Here is a 20,413-nt window from a genome sequence, read left to right on the forward strand (position 1 = left end):
CATGGACGCAGCGGGCCCGCACGGGCCCCCGGAGGCGTCGGCACGACGGCGCTGTCCACGCGGAACAGGGGGATGTCGCACGATGGCGGGCACGAAGTGCACGAGGGCGGGCGCAGGGTGAACGAGACGGGGACGACCACGACGAGACCCGGCGGCCGGGACCGGCCGTACGGCGGGATCGGCCGCGCGCGGGGCTGGGCGCGGCTCGCCCTGCTGCTGGTCGCGGGCTGCGCCGCCGTCGTGGGAGCGGGGGCCGGATCCGGCGGCTGGCTGGTCCTGCTCGGCGGACTCGCCGGGCTCGGGCTGGCCGGGGCCGGCGTGTGGTGGATGCTCGCCCACCGGGGCTGGGCCCGCCTCCTCGGCGGCCTGCTGGCCGTGGTCGCGCCCGTCGGCGTCCTGGTGCTGTACGCGGCGTCGGGGCTGTGGGTGGTGGCCGTCGGCGCGGTCTCGCTGTGGGCGGCCGCCCTCGCCTCCGCCCGGACCGCGCTGCGCGGCCTGCGCCGGCCGCGCGGCCCGCACACCCGCCGGACGCCGCCGCCCCGGCAACCGGTGCTGATCATGAACGTGCGGTCGGGCGGCGGCAAGGTCGAGCGGTACGGCCTCGTCCAGCGCGCCCAGGAACTGGGCGCCCGGGTGATCCTGCTCGGCCCGGACACCTGGGCCGACCCCGTGGAGGTGGCCCGGCAGGCCGTGGCCGACGGCGCGGACCTGCTCGGCGTCGCCGGCGGCGATGGTACCCAGGCGCTCGTCGCGGGGGTGGCGGCGGAGCACGGACTGCCCTTCCTGGTGATCGCCGCGGGCACCCGCAACCACTTCGCCATGGACCTCGGCCTGGACCGCACCGACCCCGTGCGCAGCCTCGACGCCCTCACCCACGGTGTCGAACTCCGCGTCGACCTCGGCGACGTCGACGGGCGGCCCTTCGTCAACACCGTGTCCTTCGGGGCGTACGCGGAGGTCGTGCAGAGCCCGGAGTACCGCGACGCCAAGGCCGCCACCTTCCTCGAGCACCTGCCCGACCTGCTGGCCGGCGACGGCGGCGCGACCCTGGACGTCCGCGCGGACGACGCCCGCCTCCACGCGCCGCAGGCCGTGCTGGTCAGCAACAACGCCTACGCCCGCGCCGATCCGCTCGGCGGAGGCCGCCGCCCCCGCCTGGACGCCGGTCTGCTCGGCGTGATCGGCATCCGGGTGGAGGGCGCCGCCCAGGCCGCCGAACTGGCCCTGCTCGGTGAACGGGCCAGTGGCATCACCTCCCTCACCCCCCGGCGCGTCGTCGTCGAGGCCGACCGGGACCGCATCCCGGTGGCCGTCGACGGCGAGGCACTCGAACTGCCCACGCCGGTGGTGTGCACCGTACGGCCCAGCGTGCTCCGGGTGCGGGTGCCCCGGCACCGCCCCGGCGCCGCCTACGCGCCACCGACGGTCGACTGGCGGCGTATCGTCCGCCTCGCGCTCGGCCACCCCGACCCCCGCTCGATCAAGGATGCGTACGATGTCTGACCGCCGACCGAAGCCCTCCGCCCTGCGCCTGGTGGGCGACCTCGCCACCCTGGACCAAGCGCTGTACGAAGCGGTCGCCGTCACCAGGACGCCCACGCTGGACACCGCGCTGCGCCGGCTGTCCGCGGCCGCCGACCACTCCAAGCTCTCGTTCGCCGTCGCCGCGGGCCTGGCCCTGTGCGGCGGCCGGTCGCGCCGCGCCGCCGCCCTGGGCGTCGCCGCCATCGGCGTGGCGTCGGCGAGCGCCAACATCCTCGGCAAGAAGCTCGTCCGGCGCCCGCGCCCGCACCGCGCCGTGGACTCGCCGTTCCCGGGCCGGCACGTGCCGATGCCGGACTCGGCGTCCTTCCCGTCCGGGCACACCGCGTCGGCGGTCGCCTTCGCGGCGGCCGTCGGCCCGGCCCTCCCGGCCGCCGCGGTCCCCCTGGGCCTGCTCGCCTGCGCGGTGGGCTACTCCCGGGTCCACACCGGCGTGCACTACCCGGGCGACGTGGTGGCCGGCGCACTCCTCGGCACCGGCTCGGCGGCGCTGGTCCTGGCGGCCGTGTCCCGCTACGAGGGCTGAGGAGGGAGGCGCGGGGGCGCGGGGACGGGTCCCGCCCCGTCACGACGTCCGAGGGCGCGGGCGAGCGGGCGGGGCCCGGCCGCTACCGTCGTACGCAGTGCAGGAAGCCGCTACCGCCGTACGCAGTGCAGGAACAGGTGGGGCTCGGGTACGGCCTCCGGATGGTCGGGGGTGAACAGCGTGTTCTCCTCGGCCAGCACCGTCAGGCCCGCCCCGGTCACCACCTCCACCAGGTCGGCGCCGGCGAAGCTGGTGACCCGCACCGGCTGCCCCATGAAGACGGCGTCGACGCCCTCGACGTCCAGCGGCACGGTGGCGAGCACGAGACTGCCGCCCGGCACCAGCGCCCGGGCCAGCCGGCCGATCAGCGCGGACTGGTCCTCGCGGTCCAGCTGGAGCAGGGAGAAGTACACGCACACCGCGTGGAACGAGCCGTCGTCGAGCGGCAGGTCCCGCACGTCCACGCACCGGAACGCCGCCTCCGGCACCTGCCGGGAGGCGAGGTCCACCATCACGGGGGAGACGTCGACCCCCAGCACGTCGTGCCCCGCCCCCGCCAGGACGGCGGCCGTCGGCCGGCCCGTGCCGCTGCCGACGTCCAGCACCCTGCTGCCCGGGGCGAGCCGCCCGAGCAGCCACTCCAGGGACCGGTGGTGGGCCTCGGAGTGCGCGAACGCCTTCTCGTAGACCCCTCCCAGCGCATCGAAGACCGCCGCCGCCCGCCGCCCGTCGTCCGTGCCGCCCAAGCCGGGCCTCCCCTCGTGCCGGCCGGCCGTCACGCCGGCCGGATCCGCGCATCCTCGCACCCCTGAGGGCGGGTCACAACGGCTGCTCCTCCTCCCGCCGGGTGTGGGCCGGCGTCTCGTGCCGGCGCACCGGACCCGAAGGCGTACGCCTGGAGGGCCGCCCCGCCGCTGCCCGGCGCGTCGACGCACACGCCGATCGGTGGCCTCGGCGAGCACGGCACGGTACCGGCTCACCACCTCCGAGAACCGGCCGGCCCGGCCGCTGGCCTCGGCGACGGCCGCTACGGAGCGCAACCGGTCGACCACCGCCTCACGGACCGCAGGGGCCATCGGTCCGTCCCCCCGTCGCCTGGCTCTCCGGCGCATCGTGCCTCCCTGGCACGTCAGTTGGTCCGGCACGGATCAATTCACGCCATGGGTGCGGCGGCGGTTCCCGGAAGCGGCCGGAATCAGAGTTTCCGCTACCGTCAGTAACATGATCAACTCTGGTCGGGTGGCGCGTACTGGCGAGTAGGTACGGCCCCCGCGACCGTCGTCTTGGAGGACCCCCCATGACCTCTCCCGAGGATGCCCTGCACCAGACCCGTGCCACCTACGAGGAGCACGTCCGCACCTGCCGCCAGTGTCACGCCGACACGATGCCGTGCGCGGTCTCGAAACTGCTCCTGCGCGCCTACAACAACGCGCGGAGAGAGCAGATCCGCGCGAACTCGGCGGCCCGCTGAGGACCCCACCGCCCCGGTGCGGTCCCCCTCGGACGGGCCCGCACCGGGCGCCGCGGCACAGGCCGCCTCACGGCCCCCCGGACACCGTCACGGTCAGGTCCCTGATCTCGTAGCCGCCGATGTCGTCCTTGAACGACACCCGCGGCGCGCCGGTCATGCGCAGTCCGTCGAGCGCGAAGAGCCGGCTCAGCAGGACGTCCGCCTCCAGTACGGCGACGGCGGCGCCCGGACAGCGGTGGGGGCCGTCCCCGAAGGCGAGCCCGGCCGCACCCGGGCCCTGTCCCAGCACCCGGCCGGGACGCAGCAGGTGCGGATCCTGACCGACGGCCTCCGGATCGGTGTTCGCCTCGTCGACGAAGACGGTGATCAGCTCGCCGGGGCGGACCCGTGCACCGCCGTCCGGCGTGGGCAGTTCCAGGGCCGCGGTGGCCCGGCGGGAGAGCCGCGCCACGACGGGCTCGAGCCGCAGGATCTCCTGGAGCAGTCCGAGCCGCTCCGCCTCCGCCGCCGCCCGGTACCGGGCGAGCAGCCCGGGATCGTCGAAGAGGTGCCAGGCGGCGACGCAGATGAACGCGCGGGTGGTGACCATCCCGGCCGCCGCGTAGGTGAGGCACTCGCCGAGGATCTCCGCGTCCGAGCACCCGTCGGACAGCAGGTGGGAGATGAGGTCGTCCCGCTCCTCGCGGCGGTGGGCGCGGATCGCGGGACGCACGTCGGCGAGATGGATGCGCAGCCAGTTCGCGTTCTGCCGCACCAGCCAGTACAGGCCCCGGGCACTGGTCAGCCCGGGGCTGCCGAACTTCTCGGGGAAGAAGCGCTCCAGCCTGGCCTTCAGGCCCGGACGGCTGTGGCGCAGCCCGATGATGTCGCGCACCACCTCGATCGCCATCGTGAAGCTCAGATCGGACAACTGCGCCGTACCGGCCGCCCGCACCGCCGCCACCTGCTCCTCGGCGACCCGCGCCATCAGCTCGCGGTAGTGCCCGTCCACGCGGCGCGGTGTGAAGAAGCGGGCGGTCCGCCGCCGTTGCTCGCGGTGCTCGGCCCCGTCCTGGTACAGCACGGGGCGACGGATCCGGGACGGCAGCTTCTCCACCGTCTCGATGCCCAGACCGGCCTGCACGGTGTCCGTAGCGCGCAGCACCTCCCGGGCGGCCGCGTACCCGTGCACCTGCCAGGCCCCGTCCGCCGTACGGCTCACCGGGCAGCGGGGCCGCTCGTGCCCCCGGTCGGCCTTCCGCACGGTCTTCTGCGCGTCCGCCATCGGACCACCCCCTCCTTCACCGGCCGGAGGCCAGTGTGACCGCGCGGCCGGTCGTGGGGCGCGCTTTTACCGGCCACAGCCACGTTTGCGGCGGAATCGGTCGACGTCGTGTGCTGTGGCGGAACCGGCTGCGGGCGGGTCGGGTACATGCTCAGGTACGCGCATGCTCGGGTACGCGCATGCTCGGGTACGCGCATGCTCAGCTACGCGGTGCGGCCGACCCGCGACGCTCGAGTCCCTCGCGAGGACCCTGCCCCGGGGCGCACCCTCAGGCGGGCCGCACCGCGCCGCGCAGGGCGCCCTCCCCGAGGCCGTGCACCGACTCCTCGCGGAGGTACGAGCCGGGGCCCGGCGCGTGGATCATCGTGCCCTCGCCCGTGCACAGGCCGGTGTGGCTGAGATCGTCGAAGAAGAAGACGAGGTCGCCGGGGCGCAGGTCGTCCAGGCCGACCCGGGTGAACGCCCGCGCCTGGTCGACGGCCGCCCGCGGCAGCGTCACCCCGGCGGCCTTCCACGCGGCCTGGGTGAGGCTGGAGCAGTCGTAGGACTCCGGTCCCGTCGCCCCCCACACGCACGGCCGCCCGATCTGGGCCCGGGCGAAGGCGAGGGCCTTGTCCCCCTTGCCGAGGTAGGCCGGCCCGGAGGCGTAGGCGGTGACGCCGGTGGGGACCGGGGCGGGGGCGGGGGAGACCGGTGCCGGCGCCGGTGCGTAAGCGGGGACGGGGGCCGGTGCCGGTGCGTAAGCGGGGGCGGGCGCCGATGTGGTGGGGGAGGGGGCCGGGGAGGCGGTGTCGGCTGCGGGCCACGGGAGTTCGGAGGCCGGCGGCGCGGTGAACTCGGGTGCGGGGAGCGGGGCGTCCGGCGTCCTGGGTCCGGCGTCCGTGCCCACGAGGCCGTAACTCGCCGCGAGCAGGCCGGTTTCGGGTTCCGGGAACCGGGACACGGGCGCCGGGAGGGCGGGTTGCGGTACGGCGAAGCCGGACGCGGCGACGGGGAGGCCGCCGTCTCCGGTGGCGGTGAAGCCGTCCGCGGTGGCCGTGGGGCCGGTTCCGGTGGCCGTGAGGCCAGCCGGTGCCACCGCCGGGGCGGCGGAGGAGGCGGGGGCCGGGGGAAGGGCCCGGGGGTCCTCCCGGCGGGGCGCGGGCAGGGCCGGCAGCGCGGTCACGGCCGGAACGGCCGGTTCCGGCGCCTGTCGCCCGCCCGCTTCCAGTGCGAGCCGGACACCGGACGCCTCCAGTTCCCGTACGGCGTCGGAGCCGGCCGGCGCCTGGGGGCGCGCGGGCGGCGGCGGGAGCGAGGGCAGGCGGTCCGCCGGGAGTGCGGCGGGCGTGGTCGGCCCGAGCCGGTTGCGTGCCACGTCGAACCACTGCCGGGCGATGGCCTCCAGCGACGGATCACCGCCGGGGCGCCCGCCGGCGGCGACGGAGGTGACGGTCCGCCGGTTGCCGTTCCGCATGGCGCGGGTGGCGTTGAACGTGCCGGTGTCGCTCTCGGCCCGGTCGTAGAGGGCGCTGACCCGCTGCTGGATCTCCGCGCGGCTCGGTTCCCCCGCGCCTTCGAAGCGTGCGGAACCCTGGCCCGTGGGGAGCGTGGTGCGATCCGTCGCCATGGAAGACGTACTCCTTCCGTGCTCCGCCGGCCGAGGGGTGGGCGGTGGGCGGTGGGCGTGGGCGGGCCGGTGCCGGGAGGCCCGCGCCCGCTGCGCGGCCGGGCGGCCGGGCGCCCGGCCCCGGGCCGGTCGGTCCCGGCTCCGGATGTGCCACCGGAGTCCTGCGTCGGCGGGAGCCGCGCGGCCCGGCGGGGTTCGCCGGAGTCGGTCGTGCGGCCCGGGCGTCAACCTAGCCAACTTGTGTGGCTGGTGTGAAGATTGCCGTGTCAAATGTCCGATACGTTTTCGTGACCTTCATCTCGTGCGGCGGCAACGAGACGTGAGAAGAACCGACTTGGCCGATACGCGCCGCGGTCGACGGCGGTGGGGGCTGGGTGCGGCGGCCGTGGCCCGGATCCGACGCTCGAAACCCTCTGCCCACCATCCCGCCTCACCCCACCACACCCCGCCCGCCGTGTCCGGGCCCGGCCCGTCCCCTCCGGTGGAAAATGGCTGCCATGCGCATCGACCACACCCCCGAGTCCCTGGGCGCGGGAGCCTTCTACCGGCTGCTCACCGCCGTCGTCGTGCCCCGGCCGATCGCCTGGGTGTCGACCCTCTCGGCCGACGGCAGGACCGCCAACCTCGCCCCGCACTCGTTCTTCACCGTCGCCTGCACCGACCCGCCGATCGTCCAGTTCACCTCCGTCGGCCGCAAGGACTCGCTGCGCAACATCGAGGCCACCGGCGAGTTCGTCGTGAACCTCGCCCCCGAACCGCTCCTCGAGCAGATCAACGCCAGTGCCGTCGACTTCCCCGCCGAGACGGACGAGTTCGACGCCGTCGGCATCGAACGGGAGCCCTCGGTGCGCGTCGGACCGCCCCGCGTGGCCGCCTCACCGGTGGCCCTGGAGTGCCGGCTCCACTCCACCCTGGGCATCGGCAACTCCACCCTCGTCCTCGGGCAGGTCGTGCACGCCGCCGTCGACGAGGACGTCGTCGTCGACGGACACCCCGACATCCGCAGGCTCCGGCCGCTGGCCCGGCTCGGCGGCGACGAGTGGAGCACCGTCGGCGACCTCCGGGAACGGGCCCGCATCGCCTACCGGGACTGGTCGCGGACCTGACCGGGCGAGCGGGGGCGCGGGGCCCGGCGGGGGGTGCGCCGTCCACTCCGTAGAGTGATCACGTGACGCAACACGACGCTACCGACGCCCACTTGCCCGCTCTCACCGTCGCCCGGGCGGACCGCCTGCGCGGCCTGGTGGCCGACCACTTCGCCGCCCGGCACGGTATACGCCCGGACGTCGCGGGGGACACCGCCGAGCACGAGGGACACCGGTACCCGCTCGCCAACCTCGCCCGGCGGTGCCGGGACACCGCCGAGGAGGCCTGGCCCGGTCTCGTCCGGGAGCACTTCACGCGGCTGGGGTCCGTCTCCCGCGGCGACGAGGACCCGCAGGAGCTGTTGCGCCGCATCCACCTGCGCCTGCTGCCGTCCGACGCCCTGCCCGCCGACGCCGCGCAGAGCTTCCGCCACGTGCGCCCGGTGGCCGAGGGCCTCGTCGCCGCCCTCGCCCTGGACACCCCCGACTTCGTGCGGATCCTCGACGACACCGATGTGGCGCGGGCCGGCCTCGACGCCCTGTGGGCCGCCGGACGCGCCAACCTGCTGGCCGACCCGGTGGAGTACACGCAGGTGCCGTGCCCGTCGGGGGCACTGCTGCACTCCGTCTACGGGGACTCCCACTCCGTGGCGAGCAGGGCACTGGTCCTGGAGGAACTGGTCCGCGACGTCACCGGACGGGACCTGCCGGCGGCCGGCGCCCTCGTCGCCGTACCGACCCGGCACCTGCTGGCCTTCCACCCGATCGAGGACGGCACCGCCGTGGACGCGGTCAACGACCTGGGCGCCTACGCCCTCGGCGCCCACCAGGACGGCCCCGGCGCGCTCAGCCCGCGTCTGTACTGGTGGCACCAGGGGCGGCTGACCTGCCTCACGGTCTTCGACCACGACACGCGGGTCCTGTCCGTGGCGCCGCCGCCGGAGCTGTTGGACGTGCTGAGGAACCTGAGCGGCGCCGCCTCCCCGACCCCGGAGGAGCCCGACGCGGACCGGCTCGCGCGGACCGTCGCCGAACTGACCGGGCGGCTCGCCCAGGACCCGGCCGCCTTCACGCCCGCTCTCGAGGCCGCGCTCACCCTGGCGCACGTCCGCTGCGCCGACGACCCCGACGCGGCGAAGCTGGAGACCTGGGAGGCCTGGGTCACCGCGATGCAGATCGGCAGCGCCCTGTTCGCCACCGCCCTCGCCCACGAGGGCACGGTCGACTGCCGCATCGGCGACCGGGTGCACACCCTGCCCGCCACCGGTCCGGCCCCGCACGCCGACGCCCGCGCCTGGGTCGACGCCCTCTGGCTCGTCCTCGTCTGCCGTGAGACCGAGCGGCTGAGGATGCTCTGCCGGGTCCCGGTGGAGGAGCTGCGCCGCGTGAGTCCGCAGACCGACGACTACGTCTTCCACTGGATCGACACGCTTCAGAGCTACTTCGGGAACGTTCCCGCGAACGACATCGTGCCCAAGCTCATCACCACCATGGACACCTCCGCCCCGCACGTGGCGACCCGTACCGAGAAGGAGTGGCTCGAACTCGTCGACTACCAACCCGTCGCCCTCTTCCACCGTGTCTTCAGGCACCAGGCGGACCACTTCACGGAGGAGCTCGCCGACGCCCTCCGCTACCACACCACGTACTACCACGGCCTCACCGACCCGCGCGGCCACGTCGCCCTGGGCCCCCTGGCGCTGGCCTGCCTCGCCCACGACTCGGGGTTCACCGTCGACACGAGCTCCCGCCACCTGCCCAAGCACCTCGTCGCGCGCTCGTGGTGCGGGGAGTTCGCGACCTGACGGCGGACGACGGAGGACAGGACGGTGGCATGGGTGTTCTCGTCGCCGTCCTGGCCGTTCCGTGCGACGGCCCGGTGGGGGTGCGCCCCCCACCGGGCCGTCGTGTCATGGGGGCGCTCACCGGCGCCGCCGTGCCGGGGACGCTCAGTCCGCGCCGTCGGCCGCCTTCCCGTGACGGCCGGTCAGGACGAACGCCACGACCGCCGCGACCAGCATGCCGACGCCTCCGACGAGGGCGCAGGTGTGCAGCGCGTCCGTGAAGCCCGCACCGTAGGCGGTGTGCGCCCGCAAGGTGGTCTCCGCGGAGTCCAGGTGCAGGAAGGCGCCGGCCTGGATGCCGGCGTGGGACACCACGCCGAGGACCTCGCCCTGATCGGCCGGGCTCAGACCGGAGCCGGCCAGGTGGGCGGGGAGCGTGTCCAGGGTTCGGTGGGTGAGCACCACACCGAAGATCGCCGGGCCCAGCGCGCTGCCGATCTGCCGCAGGGCGCTGTTGGCCGCGCCCGCCGTGCCCGCCAGCCGGTGCGGCAGGCTGTCCATGGCGATCGTGGTGATCGGGGCCATGGCCAGGGCGATGCCGACCCCCAGGACCGCGATGACCAGGGCCGCCGTGCCGGTGTCCGTGGACGCCTGGAACGACGTCACGCACAGCGCCCCGATGCCGCCGACCACGAGACCGGTGACCAGCAGCAGCCGGGGCGAGAACCGGTTCATCAGCCGGCCGACCAGCGGCCCGAGGACGACGGTGAAGCCGTTGAGGGCGATGAGCCGCACCGCGATGTCCCACGTCGACGCGTGGTGGACCAGACCGAAGTACTCGCTCAGCGCGAACACCAGACCGACCTGCGCGAACAGGGTGACCGCCATGACCAGCGCGGTACCGGAGAACGCGGGGGAACGGAACAGCCGCATGTCGAGCATCGGGCACGGTGAGCGCAGCTCCACCACGACGAACGCCGGGAGCGCGGCCGCCGTCACCAGGAAGGCGATCACCGCCTCCGGCGAGGACCAACCGACGCTGCCGCCCTCGATCACGCCGTAGACCAGGCCCGTGATCGCGACGATCGCCAGGATCTGGCCGGGGATGTCCAGGTGTCGCTCGCGGGTCGCCCGCGAGTCCTGGAGCAGGAGCGTTCCGACGACGGCCGTGGCCGCGCCGACGACCAGCGACGGCAGGAAGATCCAGCGCCAGCTCGCCTGCTCCACGATCAGCCCGTTGAACAGCGGACCGAGCGTGAGGCCGAGGCCCAGGGACGCCGTCCACAGGGCGATCGCCCGTGCCCGCCTGCGCGGGTCGGGACAGACATGGCCGATCAGCGCGAGCGTCGACGGCAGCAGCGCGGCCGTGCCCACACCGGTCAGCGCCTGCCCGACGCAGACCTGGGCGACGCCGTCGGCGGTGAGACAGACCAGGGAACCGAGGGCGACCAGGGACACGCCGGCCACATAGGTCTTCTTGCGCCCGTACAGGTCACCGATCATTCCGCAGGTCAGCAGGAGGGCGGCGGTCGGCAGGATGAAGGCGTCGGTGATCCACTGCAGGCCGACCGTGGAGGCGTCCAGCGCCTGCTGCATCACCGGCAGCGCGACCGAGACGCCGACGACCGGCAGATAGGAGACGAACACCCCGAGGCAGGCCAGCACGATCGTGGCCGGCACATGACGGGAGGACGTCGGGGACGGGAACGGGGACGGGGTTGCGGAAAGGGTGGTCGACATGGCACCTCACGACGTCGTGCGGGCGCCTATCGGGCACAGGGCGCGCTCGGCTCGAATCTTCATTGACGTAAGCCATTTCTGATCAGGGAATTCGCGCTTCGGACCGTATACCGGCCGACCCGCCGCCGAGATGCCGTGGGACCTGCAAACTTAGGTGAACCGAACCGGTCGCCCGCCCCGTCGGCCGGCCGACGGCCCGCGACGGGCTTGCGGCCCACGTCCGCACGTCCGCACGCCCCCACGTCCCCAGGTGCCTACAGGCACGGGGGCCGGGGGCGTCCGCGGCGGTGGGCGAGGGGCGTTGTCAGTGGTCGCCGCTACCGGAATTCATTCGCAGTGCATCGGTCTTCAGGCCGGTGGTGAAGCGAATCTGACAGTGGTGACGCGGAGCGTCGCGGACTCAGGTCCGGCGGTGCCGGACACCGCGGTTCGTCGCCTGCGGCGCGGTTCGTCGCGAGGGCCTCTCCCGGCGGAGCCGGGCGGTGTTCACATGGGCCGGTTCTGCTGTTCGATGTACTGCCTGACCACGGAGAGCGGGGCGCCGCCGACGGTTCCGGCGAAGTAAGACCCGGACCAGAGCTTGTTGGCCCGCCAGTAGTGGCGCACCAGGTCGGGGAACTCCTGACGGAGGCGGCGGGAGGAGACGCCCTTTAGGGAGTTGACCAGCTTGGTCACGGCGACCTTGGGCGGGAAGTTCACCAGCAGGTGGACGTGGTTGCCCTCGCCGTTGAATTCCACCAGGTCGCACTCGAAGTCCGTACACACCGACCGCATGATCTCCTCCATCCGCCTCAAGGGGGCGTCGGTGAACAGCTTGTGCCGGAACTTGGTCACGAAGACCAAGTGAACATGCATCACGAAAGTACGGTGGCGACCAGTTCTGATCTCCTGCATCTCACCCATAACCCAGGTATGTAGGGTGACGGTCATGCAGCTCAGGTACAGCTTCCGTCTGTACCCGGACACCGGTCAGCAGACTGCGTTGGCGAAGGCGTTCGGGTGTGCCCGTGTCGTGTTCAACGACGCGGTCCGCGCCCGTGAAGGCGCCCGAAAGGCCGAGCAGCCGTTCCCGACGGCCGGTCAGCTGTCCCGGAAGCTGATCACCGAGGCGAAGCGGACAGCCGAGCGGTCCTGGCTCGGCGAGGTCTCCTCGGTGGTGCTCCAGCAGTCCCTGCGGGACGCCGAGAGCGCGTACCGCAACTTGCCCTGGGAGACCTCCGCCCCCGACCCGCAGGGCACCGCCCTCCTCACCCACCACCCGCACACCGCGACCGCCCTGGAGGCCCTGCTGGCAGGAGCCTGAGCCGCACCGAGGGCGGTCGGGCAGAGGGCGGCCGGACGGAGAGCGGCCGGACGGAGAGCGGTCGTCAACGGCCGACCGGGGCGGATCATGCCGACGGGGGATGTACGCCCGTACGGCACGTCACACGTCCGGGTGGTCTTACGGCGCGCCGTCCCCGCCGCCGCATGTCGGCCGCGGTGACGGGGATGCCTCGGACAGCGCATGGCGCACAGCGCACAGCGTGCGAGGACGAGGAGGACGCCAGTGACCGACGTCTGCTTCAGAGCCGATTTCGCTTCGTCCAGTCAGTGGGTCGCGGGCCGTTCATGGGCCTATCCCGACGGCGGGCCGACCAACCGCAACGACAACAAACTCGACCACCTGGTGTCCGACCCCGCGTACTCGCGGGGCGGCACCTTCCGCGCCACCCGCCGCGACGACGGACTGTGGGACGCCGGGCTGCTCACCACGGAGGGCAGCGACGACGGCTTCATGGTCCGCACGGGAGACCGCCTCGACGCCCGGGTCCGGCTGCCCGTCGAGATCGGCGCCTGGCCCGCCATCTGGACCTGGCGGGACGGCGACCAGGAGATCGACGTGTTCGAGTACCACCCGGACAACCCCGACCTGCTGGAACTCTCCAACCATGTGCGCGACGCGCACCGGTACCACCGCGACGAGGCCGTGCGCCCCGGCGGCTGGATCGACCTCAGGGTGGAGTTCGGCTCCCGCACCGTCGTGTGGAGCCTCAACGGCAGACGCGTCTTCGCCGACCACCGGGGCGTGGGGCGCGACTGGCACGCCTATCTGATCGTGAACCTGTCCGTGTGCGCCGGCCGCTACCACCCGGCGCCCGACCCGGAGGTGACGGAGATGTCCTTCGAGGTGTCCGCCCTCACCGTGCGCCGTCCGGCCCGCTCCTGAGCGGGCGAAGGACCCGGGCCTGCCACGGCGCGGGCGTTCCCGCCACACGGACTGGGCCGTTCGGTGGCGGATCGCCCGCGGAGTCCCCCGAACGGCCCAACCCGACGGGACGCGGGGCGGCGTACGCGGTCTGCTGGAGACATGCCCGGCAGAAGGGAAAAGCCGTGTACGAGATGAAGGTGGGTCTGGCGTCGGGCGGCGGCGAGCTGGTGTGGCACGTGGTGTCCCGGCACCACGACAGCAGCCTGTGCGGAACCGCTCTCCTGGCCGCAGGAGCGACGGCCACACAGGAAACCGACCGCCACTGCGCCCCCTGCATGGTCCGGTTGCAGCAACTGATGGACGCTGCGCGGGACTGACGAGCACCGCCTGACCAGTACCCACGGAGAGACCACAACCACCGACCCCGACCACCGACCACCGACCGGACGTGGCCGTCGTCGGCCGGCCGTGCTGAAAGCGGTCGGCCGACGACGGCCGCGTCCGGTCGTGGCACATCGGCCGTCCGACATCGGACACCGGCCGTCGGACACCGGCCGTCGGACACCGGTCGTCGGGCAGCGGTGTCGGACCTCGCCCGTCGGCCGAACGGCCGTCGCCGGGCGTCAGCCGTCGGCCGGCATCACCTTGGTCACCCGGCCCTTGGTGTCGGCCTCCAGATAACCGCTGTCGTTGTAGGCGTCGCTGAGGTAGACGGCCATGCCCGCGGGGGTGTCGAAGATCGTGTTCGGCTGCGTCACCAGCAGGTAGCGGCTCGCCGGGGCGGCCACGTTCAGCTTCTCCTCCGCCTCCGCGAGCAGCGCGGGCACCCGGTCCCAGGCGAAGCCGTCCAGACTGACGGGCTGCTGGCTGCTGGGCAGCGTGCCCTTGATGATCCCCTTCTGCACGCCCTCGCCGGGACGGTACGTGTACGAGTCGTACTTGGTGTCGCTGCCCTCGACCATGAGATACGCCGAGATGTACTCGGGATACACGGAGAAGGAGCCGTAGCGGTCGCGGCCGGTCTCCTCCTCGAAGGCCTTGATCGCGGCACGGATGCCGTCGGGGGTCAGCAGGTCGCCCGTGCCGGTCCCGCCCGTGCCGGTCCCGGCCGTGGCACCGGTGGCCGCCTCCGTGGTCGCCGTGGCCGACGCAGTCGCCCGGCTCCCCGACCCGGAGCCGCTCCCACTCCCGTTGCCGCTCCCGGAATCGGCGTCCTGCCCGGACAGCGCCCACACCAGGACACCGGCGAGCAGCAGTCCCGTCCCCGGCAGACCGAGGAGCAGCAGGCGCGGTCGCCGCCCGGAGCGTCGTACGGGCACGCCCACGGGCGGCGTCGGACCGGTCCAGGCAGCCGCCGCCCCGGACGGGGCGGGCCCGTTCCACGCCGCCGGGGTCGCTTGCGGAGGCCCGGACGCGCCTGCCGCCGTCACCGGCTCCCCTCCCGGCACCCCCTGCGGCGGGGCCAGAGGATAGGAGGTCCGGGTCTGCGGCCCCGGCTCCCGTCGCGCCCGCCCCCGCGCCTCCGCCCGGCCCCGTCCCTCCGCCTCGGCGCCCTCCGGCACCCGCTCCCGCGCCACGTCCGCCAGCATCCGCTCGAACGCGGCCGCGTCCGGCCGGGCCGAGGGATCCCGGACGAGGACCCGCATCAGCGCGTCCGTCAGCGGTCCGGCCCGCTCCGGTGGCGGCACGTCCTCGCTGAGGACGGCCGCGAGCGTCGCCAGTGTCGTGCCGCGGCGCAGGGGGTGGCGGCCCTCCACGGCCGCGTACAGCATCATCGCCAGCGACCACAGGTCGGAGGCGGGCCCGCCGTCCTGGCCGGACACCCGCTCCGGCGCCATGTAGTCCGGCGTGCCGATGACCGAACCGGTCGCCGTCAGGGCGGTCGCCTCGCGGATCGCCGCGATGCCGAAGTCGGTGAGGACGGGCCGCCCGTCGGGGCGCAGCAGCACGTTGGCGGGTTTGACGTCGCGGTGCTGGATCCCGGCGTCGTGCGCGGCGCGCAGCGCGGCGAGCACGTCCAGGCCGATGCGCGCCGCCTCGACGGGGTCCATCGGCCCACGGGCGAGACGGTCGGCCAGCGAACCGCCGTCGACCAGCTCCATCACGATCCACGGGTAGCTCCCCTCGCCGCCGTCGACCACGTGATGGATCGTCACGACGTTGGGGTGGTCGATCCGGGCCAGCGCCCTGGCCTCCCGCAGCACCCGTTCCCGCAGCATCCGGGCCGCCTCGGGGTCGTACTCGGCCAGCCCCGGATCGGGCGGCCTGACCTCCTTGACGGCCACGCTCCGGTGCAGCACCAGATCCGTGGCCCGCCACACCGTCCCCATGCCGCCACCACCGAGCCGCGCCCGGAGCTCGAACCGTCCGTCGACGACCCGTCTGTCGCTGTCCGCCTCACTCATGCGCCGGAGCATAGTTGCTCGCACCGACACCCCGACCCGGCCGGCCGGGGCGCCCTCACCCCCCCGCGCCGGGAGCGTCCTGCGCGGCTCCGCCCGGGCGGGGAACGACCATGGAGTGGCCCGACTCACATGGCACTCCCGGGACGGCACGGACACGATGGTCCCGTCACCGGGCAGGCTGAAGGGATCCAGGATGTTCCGCAAGGTGCTGGTCGCCAACCGTGGTGAGATCGCGATCCGGGCGTTCCGCGCCGGCTACGAGCTGGGCGCGCGCACGGTCGCCGTCTTCCCGCACGAGGACCGCAACTCGCTGCACCGGCTGAAGGCCGACGAAGCCTACGAGATCGGCGAGCCGGGGCATCCCGTGCGGGCGTACCTCTCGGTCGAGGAGATCGTGCGGGCGGCGCGCCGGGCCGGCGCGGACGCCGTCTACCCGGGGTACGGGTTCCTCTCCGAGAACCCCGAACTGGCCCGCGCCTGCGAGGAGGCGGGCATCACCTTCGTCGGCCCCGACGCCCGCACCCTTGAGCTGACCGGGAACAAGGCCCGCGCGGTCGCCGCCGCCCGTGAGGCGGGCGTACCCGTGCTGGGCTCGTCGGAGCCGTCCACCGACGTCGACGAGCTGGTCCGCGCGGCCGACGGGATCGGCTTCCCCGTGTTCGTCAAGGCCGTCGCGGGCGGCGGCGGACGCGGCATGCGGCGCGTGGAGGACCCGGCGCACCTGCGCGAGGCGATCGAGGCGGCGTCCCGGGAGGCGGCGTCCGCGTTCGGCGACCCCACCGTCTTCCTGGAGAAGGCCGTCGTCGACCCCCGCCACATCGAGGTGCAGATCCTCGCCGACGGCCAGGGCGAGGTCATCCACCTGTTCGAACGGGACTGCTCGCTCCAGCGCCGCCACCAGAAGGTCATCGAGCTGGCGCCCGCCCCCGGCCTCGACCCGGAGCTGCGCGACCGGATCTGCGCCGACGCCGTCGCCTTCGCCCGCCGGATCGGCTACCGCAACGCCGGCACGGTGGAGTTCCTCCTCGACCGCGACGGCCGGCACGTCTTCATCGAGATGAACCCGCGCATCCAGGTCGAGCACACGGTCACCGAGGAGGTCACCGACGTCGACCTGGTCCAGGCCCAGCTGCGCATCGCCGCCGGCGAGACCCTCGCCGACCTCGGCCTGGCACAGGACACCGTCACCCTGCGCGGCGCGGCCCTCCAGTGCCGGATCACCACCGAGGACCCCGCCAACGGCTTCCGCCCCGACACCGGACGCATCAGCGCCTACCGTTCCCCCGGCGGCTCCGGCATCCGCCTGGACGGCGGCACCACCCACGCGGGTACGGAGATCAGCGCGCACTTCGACTCGATGCTGGTCAAACTCACCTGCCGGGGCCGTGACTTCCAGGCCGCGATCGGCCGGGCCCGGCGTGCCGTGGCCGAGTTCCGCATCCGCGGCGTCGCCACGAACATCCCGTTCCTCCAGGCCGTCCTGGACGACCCCGACTTCCAGGCCGGGCGCGTCACCACGTCGTTCATCGAACAGCGCCCGCACCTGCTCACCGCCCGCCACTCCGCCGACCGCGGCACCAAGCTGCTCACCTACCTCGCCGACGTCACGGTGAACAAGCCGCACGGCGAGCGGCCCGAGCTCGTCGACCCCGTCACCAAGCTGCCCCCGCTGCCCGGCACCGAGCCGCCCGCGGGCTCCCGGCAGCGGCTGGTCGGCCTCGGTCCCGAGGGCTTCGCCCGGTGGCTGCGCGAGTCGCCCACCACCGGCGTCACCGACACCACCTTCCGCGACGCCCACCAGTCGCTGCTCGCCACCCGGGTGCGCACCAAGGACCTGCTGGCCGCCGCCCCCGTCGTCGCCCGCACCCTGCCCGGACTGCTCTCCCTGGAGTGCTGGGGCGGCGCCACCTACGACGTCGCCCTGCGCTTCCTCGCCGAGGACCCGTGGGAGCGGCTGGCCGCCCTGCGCGAGGCCGTCCCCAACATCTGCCTCCAGATGCTGCTGCGCGGCCGCAACACCGTCGGCTACACCCCGTACCCGACCGAGGTCACCGACGCCTTTGTCGAGGAGGCCGCCGCCACCGGCGTCGACATCTTCCGCATCTTCGACGCGCTCAACGACGTCGGCCGGATGCGGCCCGCCATCGACGCCGTACGCGAGACCGGCACGGCGGTCGCCGAGGTCGCCCTCTGCTACACCTCCGACCTGTCCGACCCGAACGAACGCCTCTACACCCTCGACTACTACCTCCGCCTGGCCGAGCAGATCGTCGAGGCGGGCGCCCACGTCCTGGCCGTCAAGGACATGGCCGGCCTGCTGCGCGCCCCCGCCGCCGCCACGCTGGTCTCCGCCCTGCGCCGCGAGTTCGACCTGCCGGTGCACCTGCACACCCACGACACCGCGGGCGGCCAGCTCGCCACCTACCTCGCCGCGATCCAGGCCGGCGTGGACGCCGTCGACGGCGCCGTGGCGTCCATGGCCGGGACGACCTCGCAGCCGTCGCTGTCGGCGCTGGTCGCCGCCACCGACCACTCCGAGCGCCCCACCGGCCTCGACCTCCAGGCCGTCGGCGACCTGGAGCCGTACTGGGAGGGCGTCCGGCGGATCTACGCCCCGTTCGAGGCGGGCCTCGCCTCGCCCACCGGCCGCGTCTACCACCACGAGATCCCCGGCGGCCAGCTCTCCAACCTGCGCACCCAGGCCGTCGCGCTCGGCCTCGGCGACCGCTTCGAGGACATCGAGGCGATGTACGCCGCCGCCGACCGCATCCTCGGCCGCCTGGTCAAGGTCACGCCGTCCTCCAAGGTGGTCGGCGACCTCGCCCTGCACCTCGTGGGCGCCGGGGTGAGCCCCGAGGACTTCGAGACGGCACCGGACCGCTACGACATCCCGGACTCCGTCATCGGCTTCCTGCGCGGCGAACTCGGCACCCCGCCCGGCGGCTGGCCCGAGCCGTTCCGCACCAAGGCCCTCCAGGGCCGCGCCGGGCCCAAGCCCGTGACGGAGCTGTCCACGGAGGACCGCGAGGGACTGGAGAAGACCCGCCGCGCCACCCTCAACCGGCTGCTGTTCCCCGGCCCGACCCGCGACTTCGACACCCACCGCCAGGCGTTCGGCGACACCAGCGTCCTGGACAGCAAGGACTTCTTCTACGGACTGCGCCCGGGGAAGGAGTACGCCGTCGATCTCGAGCCCGGTGTGCGGCTGCTGATCGAGCTCCAGGCGATCGGCGAGGCCGACGAGCGCGGCATGCGCACCGTGATGTCGTCGCTCAACGGCCAGCTGCGGCCCATCCAGGTCCGTGACAAGGCGGCCGCCTCGGACGTCCCGGTGACCGAGAAGGCCGACCGCTCCGACCCCGGTCACGTGGCCGCCCCGTTCGCGGGCGTGGTGACGCTGGCGGTCGCCGAGGGCGACCGGGTGGAGGCCGGCGCCACGGTCGCCACCATCGAGGCCATGAAGATGGAGGCCACCATCACCGCCCCGCGGGCCGGCCGGGTCAGCCGGCTGGCCATCAACCGGATCCAGCAGGTGGAGGGCGGTGACCTGCTCGTCGAGGTGGGCTGAGCCGGCGGAGGACGGGGCTCACTCCCCGGCGGCGACGAACCGCATGGCCTCGTCCTCCTCCTCTTCCCGCCCGTCGAGGTTCACCCGCACGCCGAACGGCTCCAGGGCCTCCCGCAGACGCAGCGCCATCGCCTCCGACAGGTAGTGGTGGTGCAGGTCCAGCTCCTGGAGGTGGGTGAGGGGCTGCCCGCCCAGCAGGGCTTCGGCTCCGGTGTCCGAGAGGGTGCCGCGGCACAGGCGCAGGGTCTCCAGCCGGGCGACGACGGGAGCGGCGGCGACGGCGGCGGCGACCTCGTCCTGGATGTCGGCGTTCTGCAGCCCCAGGTGACGCAGCGCGGGCAGCCGGCCGCCGTCGAGGACGGGCGCGAGGTCGGCGACGGTGGTGTCGCGGCCGTAGTCCTCCTCACCCAGCCACAGGTCGAGATGCTCCAGCCGGGGCAGCTCCGAGGCGCCGATGCCGAGGACCGCCCCGGCGGGCAGACCGCCGTTCTCCAGCCGCAGCACGCGCAGGTGCTCATGACGCAGCGGCGTGAACGCGAGGCCCGGTTGGCCGCCGAACCCGCCGTTGGAGCCGCGCACCGCGAGTTCCTCCAGCCGCGGGTAGGCGGTCAGGAACGGGGCCACGTCGTCCTGGACGATCCAGGAGAGCTCGGACTCCTCGTGGGTGAGGTCGGCGAGGTACAGGGCCTTGAGCCCGGTGAGGCGGTCGGCGGCGGCGGTGAGCAGGGCCGCCGTCTTCTGCGGATGGGCGGCGTCCAGTTCGGTGCCGTAGGCGCCGACCCCCAGCACCAGCGCCCGCACCCGTGCCGGATCCACGGTGTCCAGGAAGCGCCGCAGGCCGTCCTCGAAGGTCTCCCCGCCCCGGTCCTCGTCCATGGACAGCCGCCAGGCGACCGTCTCGGCCGCCGGCAGGGCGCTCGTCTCCTCGCCGAGCAGCGGGAAGTCGTATACGGGCAGGCCGTGCAGTTCCCCTATGTGGTCCAAGGCCGTGAGCCTTCCGGGTCGGTACGGCGGCCGACCCCGGACGCCCCGGCGTCGGCCCGTGGGCGGCCTTTCTACCAAGGGCCACCGACAGCCACCGCCGCCGCCCTCGCGCCGGGGGAGCGGGCGCGACCCGCCCGGCCCGCACCCGTACAGCGGCGTCCGGCGCCGCGCCCGCACCCCCGCCCGGGCACCCGGCCTTCCGTACACGCCAGATCTGCCCCCGGGGACAACTCCCTCTGCCCGTCCG

Annotated in this window: 15 protein-coding genes and 1 pseudogene; 9 read left to right on the forward strand and 7 right to left on the reverse strand. The window is 74.0% G+C overall.

The features are described from left to right. Positions 1–72 precede the first annotated feature (72 nt). Together ACFYWQ_RS36920 and ACFYWQ_RS36925 are read left to right on the forward strand one after the other, a co-directional pair. Positions 73–1,503 (forward strand): diacylglycerol/lipid kinase family protein, encoded by a 1,431-nt coding sequence (locus ACFYWQ_RS36920; RefSeq protein WP_389522949.1) that lies wholly within the window; start codon positions 73–75, stop codon positions 1,501–1,503. Further along, positions 1,496–2,068, forward strand: coding sequence for a phosphatase PAP2 family protein (locus ACFYWQ_RS36925; protein ID WP_389522951.1), 573 nt, complete (start codon positions 1,496–1,498; stop codon positions 2,066–2,068). The genes ACFYWQ_RS36920 and ACFYWQ_RS36925 overlap by 8 nt, the downstream gene beginning before the upstream one ends. Positions 2,069–2,178: 110 nt before the next feature. Here ACFYWQ_RS36925 and ACFYWQ_RS36930 read toward each other — a convergent pair whose 3' ends face one another. Next, positions 2,179–2,814 (reverse strand): class I SAM-dependent methyltransferase, encoded by a 636-nt coding sequence (locus tag ACFYWQ_RS36930; protein WP_389522954.1) that lies wholly within the window; start codon positions 2,812–2,814, stop codon positions 2,179–2,181. A gap of 551 nt (positions 2,815–3,365) precedes the next feature. Between ACFYWQ_RS36930 and ACFYWQ_RS36935 the strand changes: the two genes are divergently transcribed. Next, positions 3,366–3,539 carry a hypothetical protein gene (locus ACFYWQ_RS36935; protein WP_389522957.1) on the forward strand — a complete coding sequence of 58 codons (174 nt, stop codon included), beginning with the start codon at positions 3,366–3,368 and terminating at the stop codon, positions 3,537–3,539. Positions 3,540–3,606: 67 nt separating this feature from the next. Here the strand turns inward: ACFYWQ_RS36935 and ACFYWQ_RS36940 are convergent, their stop codons facing one another. Beyond that, a complete protein-coding gene (locus ACFYWQ_RS36940; RefSeq protein ID WP_389522960.1) occupies positions 3,607–4,803 on the reverse strand; it encodes a cytochrome P450 in 1,197 nt (398 codons plus the stop codon). Positions 4,804–5,071: 268 nt separating this feature from the next. Further along, the gene (locus ACFYWQ_RS36945; RefSeq protein ID WP_389522963.1) at positions 5,072–6,412 is read right to left on the reverse strand and encodes an NlpC/P60 family protein; all 1,341 of its coding nucleotides are present in this window, start codon (positions 6,410–6,412) and stop codon (positions 5,072–5,074) included. Between the two features lie 497 nt (positions 6,413–6,909). Between ACFYWQ_RS36945 and ACFYWQ_RS36950 the strand changes: the two genes are divergently transcribed. Then, on the forward strand, positions 6,910–7,518 hold the full coding sequence (locus ACFYWQ_RS36950; RefSeq protein ID WP_389522966.1) for a flavin reductase family protein: 609 nt from the start codon (positions 6,910–6,912) through the stop codon (positions 7,516–7,518). A 62-nt stretch (positions 7,519–7,580) separates the two neighbouring features. Continuing rightward, positions 7,581–9,302: an immunity 49 family protein gene (locus ACFYWQ_RS36955; RefSeq protein ID WP_389522969.1), complete on the forward strand. Its 1,722-nt coding sequence runs from the start codon at positions 7,581–7,583 to the stop codon at positions 9,300–9,302. Between the two features lie 144 nt (positions 9,303–9,446). Here the strand turns inward: ACFYWQ_RS36955 and ACFYWQ_RS36960 are convergent, their stop codons facing one another. Continuing rightward, entirely contained in the window at positions 9,447–11,021 is a 1,575-nt protein-coding gene (locus tag ACFYWQ_RS36960) for an MFS transporter (protein WP_389522972.1), read from the reverse strand. A 486-nt stretch (positions 11,022–11,507) separates the two neighbouring features. Continuing rightward, positions 11,508–11,924: an IS200/IS605 family transposase gene (gene tnpA / locus ACFYWQ_RS36965; RefSeq protein ID WP_389522974.1), complete on the reverse strand. Its 417-nt coding sequence runs from the start codon at positions 11,922–11,924 to the stop codon at positions 11,508–11,510. 25 nt (positions 11,925–11,949) lie between these two features. Here tnpA and ACFYWQ_RS36970 point away from each other — a divergent pair. From ACFYWQ_RS36970 to ACFYWQ_RS36980, 3 genes and pseudogenes are all read left to right on the forward strand, one after another. After that, positions 11,950–12,222: pseudogene (locus ACFYWQ_RS36970) on the forward strand (helix-turn-helix domain-containing protein); the annotation flags it as partial. Between the two features lie 303 nt (positions 12,223–12,525). Beyond that, positions 12,526–13,227, forward strand: a complete 702-nt coding sequence (locus ACFYWQ_RS36975; RefSeq protein WP_389522976.1) for a beta-glucanase — start codon at positions 12,526–12,528, stop codon at positions 13,225–13,227. A 164-nt stretch (positions 13,228–13,391) separates the two neighbouring features. After that, entirely contained in the window at positions 13,392–13,586 is a 195-nt protein-coding gene (locus tag ACFYWQ_RS36980; RefSeq protein ID WP_389522979.1) for a hypothetical protein, read from the forward strand. A 246-nt stretch (positions 13,587–13,832) separates the two neighbouring features. Here the strand turns inward: ACFYWQ_RS36980 and ACFYWQ_RS36985 are convergent, their stop codons facing one another. Further along, a complete protein-coding gene (locus tag ACFYWQ_RS36985; protein ID WP_389522982.1) occupies positions 13,833–15,614 on the reverse strand; it encodes a serine/threonine-protein kinase in 1,782 nt (593 codons plus the stop codon). A 193-nt stretch (positions 15,615–15,807) separates the two neighbouring features. On the opposite strand from ACFYWQ_RS36985, the gene ACFYWQ_RS36990 reads away from it, so the two are divergent. Beyond that, positions 15,808–19,182, forward strand: a complete 3,375-nt coding sequence (locus ACFYWQ_RS36990; RefSeq protein WP_389522985.1) for a pyruvate carboxylase — start codon at positions 15,808–15,810, stop codon at positions 19,180–19,182. An 18-nt stretch (positions 19,183–19,200) separates the two neighbouring features. Here ACFYWQ_RS36990 and ACFYWQ_RS36995 read toward each other — a convergent pair whose 3' ends face one another. Then, a complete protein-coding gene (locus tag ACFYWQ_RS36995; protein ID WP_389522988.1) occupies positions 19,201–20,166 on the reverse strand; it encodes an STM4015 family protein in 966 nt (321 codons plus the stop codon). Positions 20,167–20,413 lie beyond the last annotated feature (247 nt).

This window comes from Streptomyces sp. NPDC003247 (assembly GCF_042888135.1).
Classification (GTDB): domain Bacteria; phylum Actinomycetota; class Actinomycetes; order Streptomycetales; family Streptomycetaceae; genus Streptomyces.

Excerpts from the sequence above, each read along its gene's own strand:
- ACFYWQ_RS36920 (WP_389522949.1), top strand. The coding sequence starts at position 73 with ATGTCGCACGATGGCGGGCACGAAGTGCACGAGGGCGGGCGCAGGGTG.
- ACFYWQ_RS36925 (WP_389522951.1), top strand. The coding sequence starts at position 1,496 with ATGTCTGACCGCCGACCGAAGCCCTCCGCCCTGCGCCTGGTGGGCGAC.
- ACFYWQ_RS36935 (WP_389522957.1), top strand. The coding sequence starts at position 3,366 with ATGACCTCTCCCGAGGATGCCCTGCACCAGACCCGTGCCACCTACGAG.
- ACFYWQ_RS36940 (WP_389522960.1), bottom strand. The coding sequence starts at position 4,803 with ATGGCGGACGCGCAGAAGACCGTGCGGAAGGCCGACCGGGGGCACGAG.
- ACFYWQ_RS36945 (WP_389522963.1), bottom strand. The coding sequence starts at position 6,412 with ATGGCGACGGATCGCACCACGCTCCCCACGGGCCAGGGTTCCGCACGC.
- ACFYWQ_RS36950 (WP_389522966.1), top strand. The coding sequence starts at position 6,910 with ATGCGCATCGACCACACCCCCGAGTCCCTGGGCGCGGGAGCCTTCTAC.
- ACFYWQ_RS36960 (WP_389522972.1), bottom strand. The coding sequence starts at position 11,021 with ATGTCGACCACCCTTTCCGCAACCCCGTCCCCGTTCCCGTCCCCGACG.
- tnpA (WP_389522974.1), bottom strand. The coding sequence starts at position 11,924 with ATGGGTGAGATGCAGGAGATCAGAACTGGTCGCCACCGTACTTTCGTG.
- ACFYWQ_RS36975 (WP_389522976.1), top strand. The coding sequence starts at position 12,526 with ATGGCGCACAGCGCACAGCGTGCGAGGACGAGGAGGACGCCAGTGACC.
- ACFYWQ_RS36985 (WP_389522982.1), bottom strand. The coding sequence starts at position 15,614 with ATGAGTGAGGCGGACAGCGACAGACGGGTCGTCGACGGACGGTTCGAG.
- ACFYWQ_RS36990 (WP_389522985.1), top strand. The coding sequence starts at position 15,808 with ATGTTCCGCAAGGTGCTGGTCGCCAACCGTGGTGAGATCGCGATCCGG.